At 43.5% G+C, this 18,496-nt stretch carries 15 protein-coding genes; 1 reads left to right on the forward strand and 14 read right to left on the reverse strand.

Annotated features, from left to right (window positions below):
- Positions 1–21 precede the first annotated feature (21 nt).
- Entirely contained in the window at positions 22–2,703 is a 2,682-nt protein-coding gene (locus tag TV75_RS04480) for a cation-translocating P-type ATPase (protein WP_044337448.1), read from the reverse strand.
- A gap of 213 nt (positions 2,704–2,916) precedes the next feature.
- Here TV75_RS04480 and TV75_RS04485 point away from each other — a divergent pair, with 213 nt between their 5' ends.
- Positions 2,917–4,620 carry an Rqc2 family fibronectin-binding protein gene (locus TV75_RS04485; RefSeq protein ID WP_044337449.1) on the forward strand — a complete coding sequence of 568 codons (1,704 nt, stop codon included), beginning with the start codon at positions 2,917–2,919 and terminating at the stop codon, positions 4,618–4,620.
- A 130-nt stretch (positions 4,621–4,750) separates the two neighbouring features.
- On the opposite strand, the gene pyrE is transcribed toward TV75_RS04485, so the two are convergent.
- The 13 genes from pyrE to TV75_RS04550 form a co-directional block, all read right to left on the reverse strand.
- Complete coding sequence (gene pyrE / locus TV75_RS04490) at positions 4,751–5,374, reverse strand: orotate phosphoribosyltransferase (protein WP_044337450.1); 624 nt, start codon at positions 5,372–5,374, stop codon at positions 4,751–4,753.
- Positions 5,371–6,081 (reverse strand): orotidine-5'-phosphate decarboxylase, encoded by a 711-nt coding sequence (pyrF, locus tag TV75_RS04495; protein ID WP_044337451.1) that lies wholly within the window; start codon positions 6,079–6,081, stop codon positions 5,371–5,373. Before pyrF ends, pyrE begins: the two co-directional genes overlap by 4 nt.
- Complete coding sequence (locus TV75_RS04500; RefSeq protein WP_044337452.1) at positions 6,053–6,994, reverse strand: dihydroorotate dehydrogenase; 942 nt, start codon at positions 6,992–6,994, stop codon at positions 6,053–6,055. The genes pyrF and TV75_RS04500 overlap by 29 nt, the downstream gene beginning before the upstream one ends.
- Positions 6,991–7,764, reverse strand: a complete 774-nt coding sequence (locus TV75_RS04505; protein ID WP_044337453.1) for a dihydroorotate dehydrogenase electron transfer subunit — start codon at positions 7,762–7,764, stop codon at positions 6,991–6,993. Before TV75_RS04505 ends, TV75_RS04500 begins: the two co-directional genes overlap by 4 nt.
- Complete coding sequence (gene carB, locus TV75_RS04510; RefSeq protein WP_044337454.1) at positions 7,761–10,973, reverse strand: carbamoyl-phosphate synthase large subunit; 3,213 nt, start codon at positions 10,971–10,973, stop codon at positions 7,761–7,763. The genes TV75_RS04505 and carB overlap by 4 nt, the downstream gene beginning before the upstream one ends.
- Positions 10,966–12,057: a carbamoyl phosphate synthase small subunit gene (locus tag TV75_RS04515; RefSeq protein WP_156142314.1), complete on the reverse strand. Its 1,092-nt coding sequence runs from the start codon at positions 12,055–12,057 to the stop codon at positions 10,966–10,968. Before TV75_RS04515 ends, carB begins: the two co-directional genes overlap by 8 nt.
- Positions 12,054–13,340, reverse strand: coding sequence for a dihydroorotase (locus tag TV75_RS04520; RefSeq protein WP_044337455.1), 1,287 nt, complete (start codon positions 13,338–13,340; stop codon positions 12,054–12,056). The genes TV75_RS04515 and TV75_RS04520 overlap by 4 nt, the downstream gene beginning before the upstream one ends.
- Before the next feature lie 16 nt (positions 13,341–13,356).
- A complete protein-coding gene (locus TV75_RS04525) occupies positions 13,357–14,235 on the reverse strand; it encodes an aspartate carbamoyltransferase catalytic subunit (protein ID WP_044338010.1) in 879 nt (292 codons plus the stop codon).
- A 161-nt stretch (positions 14,236–14,396) separates the two neighbouring features.
- Positions 14,397–15,725 (reverse strand): solute carrier family 23 protein, encoded by a 1,329-nt coding sequence (locus tag TV75_RS04530; RefSeq protein ID WP_044337456.1) that lies wholly within the window; start codon positions 15,723–15,725, stop codon positions 14,397–14,399.
- Positions 15,726–15,873: 148 nt separating this feature from the next.
- The gene (pyrR, locus tag TV75_RS04535; protein WP_044337457.1) at positions 15,874–16,419 is read right to left on the reverse strand and encodes a bifunctional pyr operon transcriptional regulator/uracil phosphoribosyltransferase PyrR; all 546 of its coding nucleotides are present in this window, start codon (positions 16,417–16,419) and stop codon (positions 15,874–15,876) included.
- A 187-nt stretch (positions 16,420–16,606) separates the two neighbouring features.
- Complete coding sequence (locus TV75_RS04540) at positions 16,607–17,518, reverse strand: RluA family pseudouridine synthase (protein ID WP_044337458.1); 912 nt, start codon at positions 17,516–17,518, stop codon at positions 16,607–16,609.
- Positions 17,466–17,984 (reverse strand): signal peptidase II, encoded by a 519-nt coding sequence (lspA, locus tag TV75_RS04545; RefSeq protein WP_044337459.1) that lies wholly within the window; start codon positions 17,982–17,984, stop codon positions 17,466–17,468. Before lspA ends, TV75_RS04540 begins: the two co-directional genes overlap by 53 nt.
- Before the next feature lie 108 nt (positions 17,985–18,092).
- On the reverse strand, positions 18,093–18,374 hold the full coding sequence (locus TV75_RS04550) for a hypothetical protein (RefSeq protein WP_044337460.1): 282 nt from the start codon (positions 18,372–18,374) through the stop codon (positions 18,093–18,095).
- Positions 18,375–18,496 lie beyond the last annotated feature (122 nt).

The following is an 18,496-nucleotide window of genomic DNA, read 5'->3' on the forward strand; positions in this document are numbered from 1 at the left end:
CCTTTAGGATTATACCACATTTCACTGTTTTTTTCTTGCGAAAAATGACCCTGCCAGCAAAAACGTTGGAACGGAGCTTAATCCGATGATCAAGAACCAGTCTTTCATCGCGATTGGTACTGTATGGAAGATAGGCTGCAAGGATGGGATGTAGATTACGAGAAGCATTAATACAAGTGAAGATAACACTGCCCACACCAGATACATGTTTCCAAACGGATTTCTTGAAAATACTGATACTTCACTTCGACAGTCGAAAACATGTATCAGCTGTGCCATAACCAATGTAGCAAAGGCCACCGTTTGGGCATATGCCAAGTGATCAGGGTGAGTCTTATAAGACAACATAAATGCAAGTAAAGTGACTCCTCCGATTAAGAATCCCCTTGACACTACTTTCCAACCTAGTCCCCGCGCAAACACCCCTTCTTTCGGATGCCTTGGCTTTCTCTTCATTACATCATCTTCAGGCTTATCAAGACCCAGCGCCATGGCAGGAAGCCCATCTGTCACAAGGTTTACCCAAAGAATCTGAATCGGCACCAATGGAAGCGGAAGGGCCAGGATCATAGCAAATAGCATGACGAGAATTTCACCGACATTCGAAGCCAGCAGGTACCGGATAAACTTTCTGATATTTTCATAGATGTTCCTACCCTCCTGAATCGCCGATTTAATCGTCGCAAAGTTATCATCCAACAGGACCAGTGAGGAGGACTCCTTTGCAACGTCGGTACCCGTTATCCCCATGGCCACTCCAATATCGGAAGATTTTATAGCAGGAGCGTCATTTACTCCATCCCCGGTCATCGCCACAACATGACCCCTGTTTTGCAGGGCTTTGACTATTTTTAATTTATGCTCAGGAGAAACACGTGCAAATACCGATACGTCGTCCACAATCTCTTCTAATTCATGTACTTCCATTTGATTTAACGCTTTTCCATCCAGAACCCGATCCTTATTTTTTAAGATCCCGAGCTGTTTAGCAATCGCTTTAGCGGTTAAGATATGGTCGCCTGTAATCATGACCGTCTTGATACCGGCTGCGCGACATTCTTTGACCGCCTGCTTCACTTCAGGTCTTGGAGGATCAATCATACCTTGCAATCCAATGAAGGTGACTCCTTCTTCAATTTCTTGTTCAGTAATCCCTTCCATGGATCTTTCATTGAGCGGTTTATACGCAATCGCAATGTTTCGCAGGGCATTGGAAGACATCTCGCTGATAGCCTCTTCCACCTTCTGGGAAATTTCAGTTGTTTTATATTGAAGTCTTCCTTCCCACAAGAAGGACTCGCTTTTAGCGACTAATACATCCGGAGCACCTTTCGTTACAGAAAAGTGTTTCCCATTTTGATCCACTACGATAATACTCATCATCTTTCTAGTAGAATCAAAGGGAAATTCTTTTACAACCGTAAATTTTTTCTGCAAAGACTCCCGGCTTAATCCAGCTTTCAACCCCGCTACAAGTAGAGCCCCTTCTGTGGGATCGCCATCAACCACAAAGCCTTCTTCACGTGTAACAAGTTCTGCATGATTGCATAGCATCCCAAAAGTTAATAATTGTTGCAGGGCATTCTCATTGTGAGGTGTCACCCTTTGTTCCCCGTTGTAGAATTGGCCGTCCGGCTCGTATCCGATCCCCGTTACCGTCCACGTCCTGCCTCCACTCCAGAGATGTGTGACCGTCATCTTATTTTGAGTCAGAGTTCCTGTTTTATCTGAGCATATAACCGATGCACAGCCTAATGTTTCAACAGCCGGCAGCTTTCTAACGATCGCTTTTTTCTTGATCATCCGCTGAACACCGAGGGAAAGGGCAACGGTTACAATTGCCGGTAACCCTTCAGGAATAGCCGCTACAGCCAAAGAAACTCCCGCTAAGAACATGGTGTACATGTCATGGCCTTGGATTACACCGATTCCTACGACTAAAGCCGTTAACACGAGGGCAACCGTGATCAGTATTTTCCCTAATTCCTCAAGCTTTCTTTGAAGTGGGGTTATCATCGTTTCTGCTTTTTGAATCATATCAGCGATTTGTCCCATCGCTGTTTTCATTCCGATCGATGTAACAACTCCAATTCCATTTCCCCTTGTAACCAACGTCCCCATAAAGGCCATGTTCTCTAAATCTCCGAGACTCATATTTTCGCCATTAACAGGGCTCGTTCCTTTAATAACGGGTACAGATTCCCCCGTTAAGGCAGATTCCTCTATTTCCAGGCTATTTGCTTCAATGAGGCGTACATCTGCCCCAATCCGATCCCCGCTTCCAAAGCGGATAATATCTCCAATGATGACTTCTTTTGAAGCAATTTTCACCCATTTTCCATCCCTTAACACTGAAACCTGAGGTGCTGAGAGTTCCTTTAAAGCCTGTAGGGACCTTTCTGCTTTACGCTCTTGAAAAAAACCTAAAAAACCGTTGATTAATACAATGGCAATGATTGCAATCGCATCGATGTATTCTCCAAGTAACCCTGAAATGAGTGTGGCTGCCAATAACACAAGAACCATAAAGTCCTTAAATTGACTGAAAAATAATAACAAAGCCGATTGCTTCTCAGCTTCTTCTAATTGATTGTAGCCATATTGGTTCCGTCTCTTAGCTACATCTTCTGTTGAAAGACCTTCTTGATAATTGGTATTCAATGACTGCTCTATATCCTCTTGTCTCATCTCATGAAATTTCATGCAACCATTTCACTCTCCTCCTACGATACGAAAAGTTGTCCCTTCTCATAGCATTCTTATTCAGACTCGTCCTAAAAAATGATATGATTTATGTATGTTTTGCATTTTATCGTTTAGAGGGGTAAAATCGATTACATTTGATACACAGAGATGTTGACAAAGTCGGATAGAATTAAAAACGATTGAAACCGTTTAAAGTAGAGGATGTTTTATATGTCATTTGATGGATTATTTACGAGAAGCATGACGCGAGAATTGAATGAAAACGTATTACACGGACGGATTAATAAAATACATCAACCTTATAAAAATGAAATCATTATGATTATCCGGGCTAATGGAAAAAATCACAAAGTTCTATTATCTGCCCACCCCAATTATTCCAGGGTGCAATTAACAAACGAAAACTACGAGAATCCTTCTGTTCCTCCTATGTTCTGTATGCTCTTACGTAAGCATCTGGAAGGGTACATTGTGGAAGGAATCAAACAAGTTGAGTTAGACCGGATGATTATATTCGAAGTGAAAGGAAGAAATGAAATCGGTGATATTTCATATAAACAATTGATTATTGAGATCATGGGACGACACAGCAATATTATCTTAGTTGATAAGGAACGTAATATGATTTTGGATAGTATCAAGCATATTTCACCAAGTATGAACACCCATCGTACCGTTTTACCAGGACATACGTATGTTCTCCCCCCTCAACAGGATAAAAGAAATCCTCTTGAAGCAACAAGTGATGATGTCCTAAGAGCACTGGACTTTAATTCCGGCAAACTAGATAAGCAGATCGTTCAATCCTTTGCAGGAATTTCTCCTCTCTATGCGAAGGAAGTTGTACACCGGGCTGGAATCGGAAGCCAGTCGACCATTGCTGAATCATTCATAGAATTGATTCAACATGCAAAATCGAATGACTCAACACCTACCCTCATTAGCGGAGAAAAAGAAACGTTTTACTGGATGGATCTTGAACATCTTCAAGGGGAGAAACAAACCTTTCCTTCGTTAAGTGCATTATTAGACCGGTTCTTCTATCAGAAGGCTGCAAGAGACCGGGTCAAGCAGCAAGGAAACGATTTGGAACGATTCATTCGAAACGAACGTGATAAAAATGTAAATAAAATTGAAAAATTAAAGCAAACATTAGAGGATGCCCGACAGGCTGATCGATATCAATTGCTGGGTGAACTACTTACATCGAATTTATATGCCGTTGAACGGGGTATGACTGAGGTTAGCGTTGTAAATTACTACGATGAAAACGGGGAAAGCATTACCATCCCCCTCAACCCACAAAAGTCTCCATCTGATAATGCCCAAAACTATTTCTCTCGCTATCAAAAAGCAAAGAATGCAGTGAAAATCGTTCATGAGCAAATCGAAAAAGCCGACGATGAGATTAAGTATCTAGAGCAATTACTTCAGCAATTAGAATCGGCATCTACCAAAGATGTAGAAGAAATCAGAGAGGAACTCGAGGAAGAAGGTTACCTGAGGGTCCGCAAGCAGACGAAAAAGAAAAAAGCCAATGTAAAGCCCGTTCTGGAAAACTACACATCAAGCGATGGCACACAAATCTTAGTTGGAAAAAACAATAAACAAAACGACTATCTAACGAACAGAGTCGCAGGCAGGGAAGAGATTTGGCTTCACACGAAGGATATTCCCGGCTCCCACGTAGTAATCAAGAGTCAGAACCCTTCTGACGAGACGATCAAGGAAGCGGCTAACATTGCTGCCTACTTCAGTAAAGCACGGGAATCAAGCTCGGTACCTGTTGATTTCACTCAAGTCAAACAGGTAAAAAAACCAAAAGGAGCCAAGCCTGGGTTTGTCATTTATGAAGGACAGCAAACCGTGTATGTGACACCTGATTTGGATCTGGTTCGATCATTGAAAGATTGACTTTAGCAATGAGGCACTTTCACTCAGTCTGAAATGGGATTGAGTGGGAGTGCTTTTTAATTGGTCGTCAGGGGACGGTTCCCTACCCCGCAAAAATTAAAAAGCAACTCACCAACGAGTTGCTTTCCCCTTACATTCCCCAATTCTCTGGGTCTTCTCTCCAAAGCTTTAACTGTTCTAACTCATCTTCACGAATAATCTCATTTTGGACCGCTGCATCCAATAAGCTTGAATAATCGGATAGGGCATAGGCTTCAATATCTTGCTCATCAAACATCCTTTTCCCTTTCTCCAGTTCGTATGTGAAAATCGCGACTACTCCTAATACGTCACAGCCCGCTTCTCTCAAGGCGTTCACAGCTGTAATGCAGCTTCCTCCCGTTGAGATGAGGTCTTCAACCACAACTACTTTTTGTCCCGGCGCAGCTTTCCCTTCAATCTGCTTCCCTTTTCCGTGAGCCTTTGCTTTTGACCTGACGTAACACATTGGAAGGTTTAGTTTTTCACTCACCCATGCAGCATGTGGAATTCCAGCTGTTGCAGTCCCCGCAATGACTTCGACATGAGGGAATTTCTCTTTGATAATCTCAACAAGACCCGTAGAGATTTCATCCCGTACTGTAGGATAAGATAAGGTCAGTCGATTATCACAATAGATCGGGGACTTGATCCCGGATGACCATGTAAAAGGCTCTGACGGGTTTAAAAATACAGCTTCGATGTCTAATAGTTTTTTGGCGATTTCTTGTTTCATTCAAGGCCCTCCCATTCTTGTACGATTCGTTCATAAGCTTCAACCGGGTTGCTTGCTCCTGTAATACTTCTCCCTACAACAATGAAAGAAGATCCCATTTCTCTTGCCATACGTGGTGTGGTGACTCTTTTTTGATCTCCTTTTTGATCATTTGTCAACCTGATCCCCGGAGTCACCCGAATAAAGTCTTCTCCGCAGTACTCTTTTATAAGAGAGGATTCGTGAGGAGAACATACCACACCATCGAGCCCTGCCTCCTTTGCAAGAGTGGCATAATGTAAGACAGACTCATTGATCGTTTTAGGTATTAATTGTTCCCTCTGCATTTGTTCTTCTGTCGTTGAAGTTAACTGAGTGACGGCTATCAGTTTTGCCGGTGAATGATTGGCGGGTGTGCCGGCTTGTAAACCTTCCAACGCCTTTTCCATCATCACACTGCCGCCCGCAGCATGCACATTGATCAAGTCAAGGTCTAACCCGGCAAGTCCCTTCATGGCACCGTAAACTGTATTGGGAATATCATGAAGCTTTAAATCCAGGAAAATTCGATGATTTTTATTTAATATCTTTTCGATGATAATCGGTCCATTTTGAAGGTATAGCTCCATGCCGACTTTTACATTTAAACTTTCTGAGAAATGATCTAAAAAGATTGATGTCTTCTCCCACGTTGGAAAATCAAGGGCTATAAACGGCTTTTGATTCATGCTTCCCCCAGCTCCTTCCGGTCAACTCTGATATATGCTCCACTCCCAGTTCAGCCAGTAATGGCGGTAAATCTTTGATGATACGCTGACACACGAATGGATCCACGAAGTTTGCTGTACCTACAGCTATGGCGCTTGCCCCTGCGTAGAAGTATTCAATCACATCTTCAGCCGTTTGTATGCCCCCCATTCCGATAATCGGAAGATCAACCTGTTGACTTACTTCATATATCATACGAATCGCAACCGGTTTAATGGCGGGGCCCGATAACCCCCCTGTCTTATTTGCCAGGATAGGCTTACCTGTCTTCATATCCAGTCTCATCCCGAGGAGTGTATTGATCATCGTCAGTCCGTCGGCTCCTCCTGCTTCAACAGCCTTGGCCATTTCGACAATATTGGAGACATTCGGTGATAACTTAACATAAAGCGGGACCTGTGATACTTCTTTTACTCTCTCGGTCAATTCTTTTGCCACTTCGGGGATGGTCCCAAAGGCTATTCCCCCTGTTTTTACATTTGGGCAGGAGATATTCAATTCAAGGGCTTTTACATTTTCGGCGGTTGAGATGACTCTTGCCACCTCCACGTAATCCTCAACTTGAGAACCCGCCACATTAGCGATGATGGGAACATCATACTGAGAAAGCCAAGGAAGTTCCTTTTCCATCACACCGGTTAGTCCTGGATTTTGTAAACCAATCGCGTTCAGCATACCGGCATTCGTCTCTGCAACCCGGGGAGTCGGATTTCCAAAGCGCGCTTCTTCCGTGGTCGCTTTGATCATAATTGCTCCAAGCTCGCTTAAATCATAGAATTGACTATATTCGCGACCAAAGCCAAAGCATCCTGATGCTGGCATGACCGGGTTTCTTAATGATAATCCGGGTAATTCGATTTGTAAGGATTTCATAAAAGCACCTCCCCTACTGGAAATACAGGTCCATCACTGCAAACCTTAACGTAGCTTGACCCTTCAGGATCATCCTGAGTATGACAAACACATGCAAAGCATGCACCTATTCCACAGCCCATTCGTTCTTCTAAAGAGATAAACCCGCTTTTATCCTCTAATTGGGCTTGAAGTGCTTTTAGCATCGGTGTCGGACCACAGGAATAAAACACATCAAAGACCGGTCCTTTATCTTGTATTACATCTGTTACAAACCCGGCAGTTCCAAGGCTTCCATCCACTGTGGCGACAAAGGTTTCACCCAATTCCCTGAATCTGTCTTCATAAAAGCTCACGGATTCATTTTGAAACCCGAGGATATGTTTTACTGTCCAACCATTTTGAACCAGCTTTTTAGAAAGACCGTAGAGGGGAGGAACTCCAATTCCTCCACCTACTAACAGTGCGGTCTTACTTCCGTCTTCGACTGTGAACCCATTTCCAAGAGGTCCTAAAACGTCGACTGTATCACTTCTTTTCACCTCTGAAAGGATAACGGTTCCCTTCCCTTCAGCACGGTAGATCAATGTCATCGTGAGGTTTTCAGGGTTGTGAGAGGCGATTGAAATCGGCCTTCTAAGTAAAGGGTCCATTCCTGTACCCACTTTAATATGGACAAATTGTCCAGGAGCCTTGATCTCCCTCACCAATTCCCCTTGTAGAACTAATTCAAAGATGTTTTCCGCGATTCTTTCATGAGAAAGCACAACCATCTTTTCATTTACGATCATTGAAAAACCGCCTCTCTTGTCTTCGGTTGTGATGGAAGAGCCTCAGCAGAGAATGTCATGGATTCAATCACTCTCAGGATGGCTTCTGCAGTGTCAAGAGATGTAAGACATGGAATGCCGTTCTCTACAGATTCTCTACGAATTCTAAATCCGTCACGGGCAGGTTGTTTTCCTTTAGTCAAGGTATTGATGACAAGCTGTGTTTCTCCACTTTGGATGATGTCCAGCAGGGTTGGTCCGGTGGATCCGATCTTATCCACCTCGCGTACGGCAATGTTTGCTTTCGTCAGATGCTCAGCCGTACCTTTGGTTGCTAGGATTTGATACCCGATATCGATAAAGCGTTGAGCAAGAAGAACTGCTTCGTCTTTGTCTTTATCTGCTACAGTCATGAGTACAGAGCCATATTCTTTCATTTGCATCCCTGCTGCAACCATTCCTTTGTAGAGGGCTTTTTCTAATGTGAGATCCTTCCCCATTACTTCTCCCGTCGATTTCATTTCTGGTCCCAGCGTAATGTCGACCCTTCTTAGCTTGGCAAAGGAGAAAACAGGGACCTTCACATAGACACCATGCTTTTCAGGTATTAAACCTGATTCATATCCTTGATCCTTCAGGGAGATCCCAAGTATGGACTTGGTTGCGATATTAGCCATCGGTACATTCGTGATCTTGCTGATGAATGGCACTGTACGGCTGGAGCGTGGATTCACTTCCAGAACAAATACTTCGCCTTTCGAGATGACATATTGGATATTCAGTAACCCAACAATGTTTAAGCCTTTAGCTAGTCTCGTAGTATAATCCACAATGGTTTGTTTCTGTTCTTGTGTGAGCTGCTGTGGAGGATAAACCGCGATGGAATCCCCAGAGTGAACTCCAGCCCGTTCGATATGCTCCATGATTCCAGGGACGACTACGTCCACTCCGTCAGAAATCGCATCCACTTCAATTTCCTTTCCGATCAGGTAACGGTCGATTAAAACCGGATGCTGCGGATTCACTTTCACTGCATTCTTCATGTATTGAAGAAGCTCTTCTTCCCGGTAAACAATTTCCATTGCTCTTCCACCAAGGACGTAAGACGGTCTGACCAGCACCGGGTATCCGATGCTTTCAGCAATGGATATGGCTCCTTCTACAGATACCGCTGTTTTCCCTTCAGGTTGAGGAATGCCAAGTTCGTTCAGAGTATGTTCGAATTTATCCCTGTTTTCTGCACGATCTAAATCTTCAAGGGATGTACCGAGAATCTTGACTCCCCTTCTAACCAGCTCATCTGCAAGATTGATCGCGGTTTGCCCGCCAAACTGTACGACAACTCCCTTAGGCTTCTCAAGATCAATGATGTGCATCACATCTTCTACCGTAAGAGGTTCAAAATATAATTTATCCGAGATGCTGAAGTCTGTCGAAACCGTTTCTGGATTGTTGTTTACGATGATCGCTTCATAACCCGCTTCTTTAATGGCCCAGACAGAGTGAACGGTCGCGTAATCAAATTCAACTCCCTGACCGATCCTGATCGGTCCTGACCCAAGAACGATGACACTCTCCCTTGATGTGACCCTGGACTCATTCTCATCCTCATATGTTCCATAGAAGTATGGAGTTTCTGATTCAAACTCAGCCGCACAAGTATCTACCATTTTATATACAGGTGTTAAATGATTTTCTTTTCTCCAGCTATACAATTCTGCTTCTGTACAATTCCATAGCTTGGCAATGGTGATGTCTGAGAAGCCCATTCTCTTTGCTTTTTGAGCCATGTCAAGATTGAAGGGATGCAAGGTCAATTCCTTTTCGAAATCTACAATTCTATTCATCTTATACAGGAAGAAAAGATCGATTTTGCTCCATTCGTGAATGGTTTCAATCGTCACTCCTCTTCTAAGTGCTTCCCCGATATAGAAGAGTCGTTCATCTCCTGCTTTCTTAATTCTCTTCTCGATCCACTCGTCTGTAAATTGCTCAGCATCACTTAACTCCATATGATACGTATTGCTTTCGAGTGAACGAATCGCTTTAAGAAGTGACTCTTCAAACGTTCGGCCAATCGCCATTACTTCACCGGTTGCTTTCATTTGCGTACCCAGGTTACGCTTGGCAGCTTCAAATTTATCAAACGGCCACCTTGGGATTTTTGTCACCACATAGTCCAGTGCAGGTTCGAATGATGCATATGTTTTACCTGTTACAGGATTCATCATTTCATCCAGGGTCAGTCCTACTGCAATTTTTGCTGCAAGCTTCGCAATCGGGTATCCCGTCGCTTTTGATGCAAGGGCAGATGATCTGCTCACCCTAGGATTCACCTCAATGATGTAATACTGGAAGCTGTCAGGGTCCAGGGCAAGCTGTACGTTACAGCCTCCTTCTATTCCTAACTCACGGATGATATTTAAACTTGTATTCCGCAGCATTTGATACTCACGGTCACTTAAGGTTTGACTTGGCGCTACAACAATTGAATCTCCCGTATGAATTCCAACCGGGTCGATATTCTCCATATTACACACCACGATGGCGTTATCGGCTGCGTCTCTCATAACCTCATATTCTATTTCTTTGAAGCCCGCAATACTTTTCTCCAAGAGACACTGGGTTACAGGACTATATTTCAATCCTGAGCTTACGATCTCGACCAATTCTTCTTCGTTGTGACAGATTCCACCACCGGTTCCACCCAATGTATAGGCAGGACGGACGATGACTGGATAGCCGATTTCATTCACAAATTGATAAGCTTCATCTAAGGAATGAATGATTTCACTTTCCGGAACCGGCTCTCCCATTTCATTCATCAAATTTCTGAACAAGTCACGGTCTTCCGCTTTCTCGATCGCAGAAAGCTTCGTTCCGAGAATTTCAACTTCGCATTCTTCTAAAACCCCCGATTTAGCAAGTTCAACAGCCAGGTTCAAACCCGTTTGTCCACCTAATGTAGGAAGTAGGGCATCCGGACGTTCTTTACGGATGATCCTGCTGACAAACTCCAGTGTCAGTGGTTCGATATACACTTTATCTGCCATTTCAGCGTCGGTCATGATTGTAGCCGGGTTTGAGTTTACTAGAATAACCCGGTAGCCTTCCTCTTTTAAGGCGATACACGCTTGAGTTCCTGCATAATCGAATTCTGCCGCCTGTCCTATGATGATTGGTCCACTTCCGATAACTAAGATGCTTTTGATGTCTGTACGTTTAGGCATGTTGAAGCTCCTTTCTTTTCTCGTCTTTCATAAGTTGTAAGAAATCATCGAATAAGTAATTTGAATCCTCAGGTCCAGGAGATGCTTCCGGGTGATACTGAACCGTAAAGGCCGGGAAGTCTAAATGCTTTAATCCTTCTACTGTTCCATCATTGATGGCCATGTGAGTAACTTGAAGCCTTGATCCTGCCAATGATTTTTCATCTACAGCATAGCCATGGTTCTGGGACGTCAGTGCCACTTTTCCAGTTGTCAAATCTTTTACCGGATGGTTGCCTCCGCGGTGACCGAATTTCATTTTGAAGGAGTCTCCCCCACATGCCAGAGCAAACAATTGATGCCCCAAACAAATTCCGAAGAGTGGAATTTCCCCCAGTAGCTCTTTAATGGTCTCAATGGCTTCCGGCACATCTTTCGGATCTCCCGGTCCATTTGAAAGCATGATACCGTCAGGCTGTAAGCGACGGATCTCTTCAGCTGACGTATTGTAAGGAACCACAATCACGTCACAATCACGCTTGTTTAATTCTCTAAGAATTCCGTGTTTCATCCCAAAGTCCATTAACACGACACGATATCCCCTACCTGGACTGGCATAAGCTGTTTTGGTCGAAACCTGCATGACTTGATCTGTTCTTAGAGCTGTATCTTTCAATTTCTCAATCATTTCTTTTGGATCTAATTCAGCTGAACAAATAATGCCTTTCATTGCTCCATGCTGTCTAATGATTCTTGTTAACTTTCTGGTATCGATATCCGAAATTCCTGGAATACCTTTTATTTTTAATAATTCATCCAATGTTGATTCATTTCTCCAGTTAGAAGGAAAATCTGCAACCTCTCTCACAATGAACGCTTTGATAGCAGGTGTGATGGACTCGAAATCGTCGCGGTTGATTCCATAGTTCCCTACGAGGGGATAAGTCAAAGTGACAAGCTGTCCACAGTATGATGGATCAGATAGAATTTCCTGATATCCTGTCATACTTGTATTGAAGACCACTTCCCCAATCGTTTCTTTATTCGCTCCAAATCCTTCTCCTACAAATACTGTTCCATCGTCTAAAATGAGTTGTCTTTTCATTGTTTGTTTCCTCCTTCATTCCATACAAGAGATCCCTGATAAAAAGTAGCTTTCGGAAAGCCTTTACACTCCCATCCTTTAAATGGAGTATTTTTTCCTTTTGACAGAAATTCAGCTGGGTCAATCACTTTTTGTTCATTTAAATCTATAAGCGTAAAGTCAGCTTCTCCTCCTACTTCTAGTAGTCCAAACGGAAGTTTAAAGGCTGAGCTTGGTTTAATCGTCATCCAGTCAATTAGCTGCTTCAATGTGAAGATCCCTTTTTCTACAAAGTGTGTGTAGAGTAACGGAAAGGCTGTTTCCAATCCTACAATTCCGAAAGGAGCAAGCTGCATCCCTTCAGACTTCTCCGCTTCCGTATGAGGTGCATGATCCGTTGCGATAAAGTCGATGGTGCCATCCAGCAATCCTTCTATTAACGCTTCCCGATCTTCTTTGCTTCTAAGCGGCGGGTTCATTTTGAAATTCGTATCAAGGCCTGGAATATCTTCTTCACACAGGAGAAGATGGTGTGGTGTCACTTCAGCAGTCACATTGATCCCTGCCCTTTTAGCATCACGAACCACTCTCACTGACTCTTTTGTTGAAATATGACATACGTGATAATGTACGCCTGCCGCTTCTGCAAGCAGCACATCCCGGGATATATGTACGGCTTCACAGATGGAAGGTATCCCTTTCAGGTTATACTCTTTGGAGAATGTTCCATCATGGACCGCTCCTCCATATATCAGGGTATTCTCTTCACAGTGGGCCACAATGGATGCATTGATGCCGGCTGCCTTCTTCATGGCTTCAAACATCATGTCTGCCGATTGCACCCCTACCCCGTCATCCGTGAATGCAAATGCCCCATTTTCGTTTAAGGAAGGTAAGTCATTAAGCGTTTTCCCAACTTGTCTCTCTGTGATGGCGGCATAGGGTAACACGCGAACACTGGCTGTTTCGGAGATCTTTTGGTTAAGGGCTTGCAGATTTTCTACTGAGTCAGGTACGGGTCTTGTATTGGGCATTGCAGCGATGGTCGTGAAACCACCCTTTGCAGCAGCCTTTGTTCCCGTTTCAATTGTTTCTTTGTGTTCGCCCCCCGGTTCCCTTAAATGGACATGAAGATCAACAAATCCTGGGGAAATCAATAACCCATCTGCTTGAAATTCCTGGTGGTCGGTACATTTGAGGTCCGTTCCCATCTCGATGATTTTCTGATTCTCCACCTTCACATCCACTATCTCAAGGTCACCATTCTTTGCTAGAATACGTGCATTTCGGATTAACCATTTCATTTCAAATTCCCCCTAGTTAGTTGATTTCAAGTGCTCTCTTTAACACAGCCATTCTGACGTATACTCCATTTTCCATCTGCTTAAAGATTCTTGATTGATCACATTCCACCAATGAATCTGCAATTTCAACTCCACGGTTGACCGGTGCCGGATGAAGAATGATACCGGTTGGTTTCATTCTTCCTTTTCGACTTTCCGTTAAACCAAAGCTTTCATGGTACTCTTCTTTCGTTAAGCTTGATGTACTATCGTGTCGTTCGTGTTGAATTCTCAGTAACATGACGACATCGGAATCTGTTATACATTCATCTATAGGCATATATTGATGTCGATCCTGTGATGGGAACCATTCCTTTGGCCCGGAGAACATCACTTCTGCTCCAAGCTTCGTTAACGCTTCTGCATTGGATCGTGCCACCCGGCTATGAGCAATGTCTCCAATGATCGATACCTTCAGTCCTTCAAAGCCTCCAAATTCCTGACGAATGGTCAGCAGGTCCAAAAGGCATTGGGTAGGATGATTGCCACATCCATCGCCTCCGTTGATGACGCTTATGTTAAGTGGTGCAAGTTCATCGAAATATCTTTCAAGGGAGTGCCGGATGACGACGGTTTCGACACCGATGCTTTCTAATGTTTTCACCGTGTCATATAAGCTTTCTCCCTTTTGAACACTTGAGGTCTGTGCTTCAAATGGGATTACCTCGAGCCCAAGCTTCCTTTCCGCCATTTCAAAACTGCATTTCGTCCGCGTACTTGCTTCGAAGAAAAGGTTGGCTACATATTTATTGGAGCCTTCCTTCCACGTTTCTCCATCTTTAAAGCGTTCAGCTTCATCTAATATTTCAATGATTTCCTCTTTTGATAAATCATTCATTGTCAACAAGTTCTTCATCATGGGACAACCCTTTCTTCTCTTCTTTCAAAAAAACACCCTGCCAATTTTCTGACAGGGTGTTTTGAACATGCCAACAGGGACAGTGCGAAAAATCCCACGTGCCTGTCTTGTTCAACTTCACCCTTCTTAGACTCTCTGGACCATATTAAAAGGTGTTTCTATGCAACTTCATGCTTAGCATTTTCTTCCTCGAATAAGTTGTTTTCCCCTTCGCTTTCTGTTCTGCCTGGTAAGACAAGGTTAAGGAACACACCGACAATCGCTGCCAGAGCCATTCCGGATAAGGATACCTGCTCGTTGACCTTTACAAAGGCTCCTCCTACCCCGATCACCAGGATCACTGAGGAAATCACCAGGTTTCTCTTGTTTCCTAAGTCCACTTTGTTATCAATCAGCATGCGCAGTCCGCTTGAAGCGATGATTCCGAACAGAAGGATGGATACTCCGCCCATGACGGCTGATGGAATCGATCCGATCAAGGCTGTTATCTTACCGACAAATCCGAACATGATGGCAAGCACTGCGGCTCCTCCGATTACGAATACGCTGAACACGCGTGTTATGGCTAATACTCCAATGTTTTCCCCATACGTTGTATTAGGTGGTCCACCGAGGAAGGATGCAATCACAGTTGCTACCCCATCCCCAAGAATGGAGCGGTGAAGACCTGGTTTCTCAATGAAGTTTCTTCCTACCACTTTACTCAGAACCATTTGGTCTCCCGTATGCTCTGCCAAGGTTACAAGGGCAACTGGTACCATGATGGAGACAATCTCCCAAGAGAAGCTTGGCTCGTAGTCAACAAATGGGATGAAGAAATCCGGCATTTGAAAGAGCGGTGCATCGATTACCTGTTGGAAATTCACTAACCCTGCAAAAACCGCGATGACATATCCACCAATGATTCCGGCTAAAATCGGTACCATTCCGAGAAACCCTTTGAAGTAAATCGAGCAAATCACGGTGATGGCCAGAGTCGCAAGGGCCACCATAAAGTGTGTGTTGCTGTAAACCAATTCTTCTGCTCCAGGGTTTTCATACATGGCCATATTTACCGCCGTTCCTGCGAGGCCTAATCCGATGACCATAATCACAGGTCCTACAACAATCGGAGGAAGAATCCTCACCAGCCATTTCAAACCCAGTTTTGATATCAGTAATGCAACGACTCCGTAAACAATCCCGGCGAGAAAGCTTCCCATCATGGCAGCCTCCGGTCCTCCAAAGCTCTTTGCAGCTAAGATAGGCGCGATGAATGCAAAGGATGATCCTAAGTAAGCAGGAATTCTTCCCCTTGTAATGAAAAGGTAAGCAAGCGTTCCCAGTCCACTTGAAATCAGGGCAACCCCCGGGCTTAACCCTACCAGGAATGGAACTAACACCGTTGCCCCAAACATGGCGAATAAATGCTGTATGCTTAAAGTGATCCATTTTCCTAACTTCGGCACTTCTTCTACATCTAATACAATTTGTTGATTTTGACTCATTTATATTTCCTCCTCTAATACCCAAATTTCCCAATAAAAAACCCTCTTTGTCCAAAAGAGGGCACAAAGAGGGTACAAGAAGGCCTATTTCTACCTTCATTCCCATCCTTTGTCAGCCTCACGGGACCACTCTTAAAAGGACTTTCCGTTATTCTTTTTCGTGTATTGCGACGATATCTTCCTGATCGACCTCTGTTAAGGCAACCATAATTTTTTCGGAGCTTGATGTAGGGATGTTTTTCCCGACAAAGTCTGCTCGTATCGGTAATTCTCTATGTCCACGATCGACCAATACTGCAAGTTGGATCTGACTTGGTCTCCCAAGATCCATTAATGCGTCCAAGCCTGCCCGGACCGTTCTCCCTGTAAATAACACATCGTCTACCAGGATAACTTTCTTGTTGGTAATATCCACAGGCAGGTCAGAACCTTTCACCTCGGGTTCATGATCTTCTGTTTTCTTTGTTAAGTCATCTCGATATAAGGTGATGTCAATTTCCCCTACGGGAATCTTTTCACCTTCAATATCATGAATTCGCTCCGCTAATCGGTTAGCGATGTATATGCCTCTGGTTTTGATTCCAACAAGGACACAATCTTCAATTCCTTTGTTGCGCTCAATGATTTCATGAGCTATCCTTGTCAGTGCTCTTCGAATGGCGGGTTGATCCAATACCGTTGCTTTCTTTGTCACTTTCGCCACCTCGTTTCTTTAAAATAAAAAATCCCTCTCACCGTAGGGATGAGAGGGCACACTTATCGTTGTAATCTGATTGCACGCCAAAACGAATTGGTCGTACATGCTCCTTCTCAGCCTCACGGGACCGTATTAAAGGTTACTTATTCAATTAACTAAATCATAAAGGTAGAGTCGGAATTTGTCAACGATTATTTTCAAGATGCTTCACTAGTTTAGTGAATTCTGGAGGTAACTCCGCCTGAAATTCCATATACTCTTCTGTTCTCGGATGAACAAATCCTAACACCCCTGCGTGAAGGGCTTGTCCTTCTATGCTCAGTGTTTTTCTTGGGCCATACTTTGGGTCCCCGGCAAGCGGGAAACCGATATACTTCATATGAACACGGATTTGATGCGTTCTTCCCGTTTCCAATTCACATTCAACTAATGTAAAATCTTTATAACGATCCAGCACTCTGAAGTGAGTGACTGCTTGTTTGCCGTTATCCACCACAGCCATACTTTGACGATCTTTAGGGTCTCTTCCGATCGGAGCATCAACGGTGCCGTATTCATGGGGAATAAGGCCATGTACAATGGCTGTATACTTTCTTGTTACGGACTTTTCTACAAGCTGATTCACCAAATGCTCGTGAGCCATATCATTTTTCGCCACCATCAGTAGGCCGGAAGTGTCCTTATCTATACGGTGGACAATTCCCGGTCTTAGAACTCCATTAATGCCTGATAGATCTTTACAATGATACATCAAACCATTCACCATCGTCCCTGAATAATGCCCAGGTGCAGGGTGAACGACCATCCCTTTCGGCTTATTCACTACGATGACATCCCCATCTTCATACGCAATGTCAAGGCTAAGATTTTCCGGCTCCACATCCAATTCTTCCGGTTCAGGGATTGAAACCGTGATGACTGCATCAAAAGGACATTTAAAATTGGGCTTGACTGCTTCGCCATTCACTTGAATATGCCCTTCCTTTATCCATTGTTGAACCTGTGAACGGGACCATTCCTTGTTCAACTGACTAACGACTTTATCAATTCGTTCTCCCTGGTCTTCCTGCTGTATGTTGTGCTGAATTACTTCCATTTTTGTTCTCCTTCTTCGCTTTTCGTTCATCTAAATACATGTAAATTAGTAACAATGCCACTCCAATGGTTAATGCTGCATCGGCAATATTAAATATCGGAAAATCATAGGAAAAGATGTATGTATTTAAGAAATCAACCACTTCTTTCCGAAAGACGCGGTCAATAAAGTTTCCGATAGCTCCACCAAGCATGAAGGCTAAACTTAAACTGAATAAAGAATGCCCTTTTGCATGGACTTGCATATAATACACGATACCTACGATCACTACTACTGTAATAATGTAAAAAAACCACATCTGGCCTTGAAGTATTCCCCATGCTGCACCTTGATTTCGGTGAGAAGTAAGATATAAGACATTGTCAATGATCTTTATACTCTCCCCTTCTGTCATTCGTTTCACAACCAACCATTTCGTTAATTGATCCAGTCCAATCACAACCAAAGCCAATAAATAATAATACACAAAGGTAACCTCCGAACATCGTTAAATGATTACCTTTGCATTTTAGCATAAAAGGGAGAATAAAGACACTTAAACTAAGGAGAACGATGAAAACCTGTTTAGCGGGCCTTAGGAATAAGATGAGATTTTTCCAAACCTTCTCCATTCCAATGCATCATCCATAGAAGTGCATGTTGGGTTCATCCTTATGAAATCAAATGGAATTTCTTCTCCGCTCATTTCACAAAAGCCGTATTGATTCACTCTGAATCGATCTAACGCTTGTTTCACTTCTGTAATTTCTTCATCAATATACTGCTGAATTAAAGGATGTTGAGATTGACTTGCCTCCAGCTCTTTCAAGGATGTAGTCAGTTCTTGAACAATGGATGTATATCGGTCATATGTCATCTTTGATCCCTCCATTTATAGTATGGGGGAAACAGACCTGAAAATTGTGTTGCAAGATATAGCAATTCTGGAATTAGAAAAGCTGGTTGGACGAAAAAAAGCTGACTCACATCGAGTGTGAG

The sequence above is a fragment of the Rossellomorea aquimaris genome (genome assembly GCF_000935355.1).
Lineage (GTDB): Bacteria > Bacillota > Bacilli > Bacillales > Bacillaceae_B > Rossellomorea > Rossellomorea aquimaris_B.

Coding starts and splice junctions, on each gene's coding strand:
- TV75_RS04505 (WP_044337453.1), bottom strand. CDS start 7,764: ATGATCGTAAATGAAAAGATGGTTGTGCTTTCTCATGAAAGAATCGCG.
- TV75_RS04530 (WP_044337456.1), bottom strand. CDS start 15,725: ATGAGTCAAAATCAACAAATTGTATTAGATGTAGAAGAAGTGCCGAAG.
- pyrF (WP_044337451.1), bottom strand. CDS start 6,081: ATGAATCAAAAGCCGTTTATAGCCCTTGATTTTCCAACGTGGGAGAAG.
- TV75_RS04550 (WP_044337460.1), bottom strand. CDS start 18,374: ATGACATATGACCGATATACATCCATTGTTCAAGAACTGACTACATCC.
- TV75_RS04525 (WP_044338010.1), bottom strand. CDS start 14,235: ATGAAGAACTTGTTGACAATGAATGATTTATCAAAAGAGGAAATCATT.
- TV75_RS04540 (WP_044337458.1), bottom strand. CDS start 17,518: ATGGAAGTAATTCAGCACAACATACAGCAGGAAGACCAGGGAGAACGA.
- TV75_RS04480 (WP_044337448.1), bottom strand. CDS start 2,703: ATGAAATTTCATGAGATGAGACAAGAGGATATAGAGCAGTCATTGAAT.
- pyrE (WP_044337450.1), bottom strand. CDS start 5,374: ATGAAACAAGAAATCGCCAAAAAACTATTAGACATCGAAGCTGTATTT.
- TV75_RS04520 (WP_044337455.1), bottom strand. CDS start 13,340: ATGAAATGGTTAATCCGAAATGCACGTATTCTAGCAAAGAATGGTGAC.
- TV75_RS04500 (WP_044337452.1), bottom strand. CDS start 6,994: ATGAAATCCTTACAAATCGAATTACCCGGATTATCATTAAGAAACCCG.
- TV75_RS04485 (WP_044337449.1), top strand. CDS start 2,917: ATGTCATTTGATGGATTATTTACGAGAAGCATGACGCGAGAATTGAAT.
- TV75_RS04515 (WP_156142314.1), bottom strand. CDS start 12,057: ATGAAAAGACAACTCATTTTAGACGATGGAACAGTATTTGTAGGAGAA.
- carB (WP_044337454.1), bottom strand. CDS start 10,973: ATGCCTAAACGTACAGACATCAAAAGCATCTTAGTTATCGGAAGTGGA.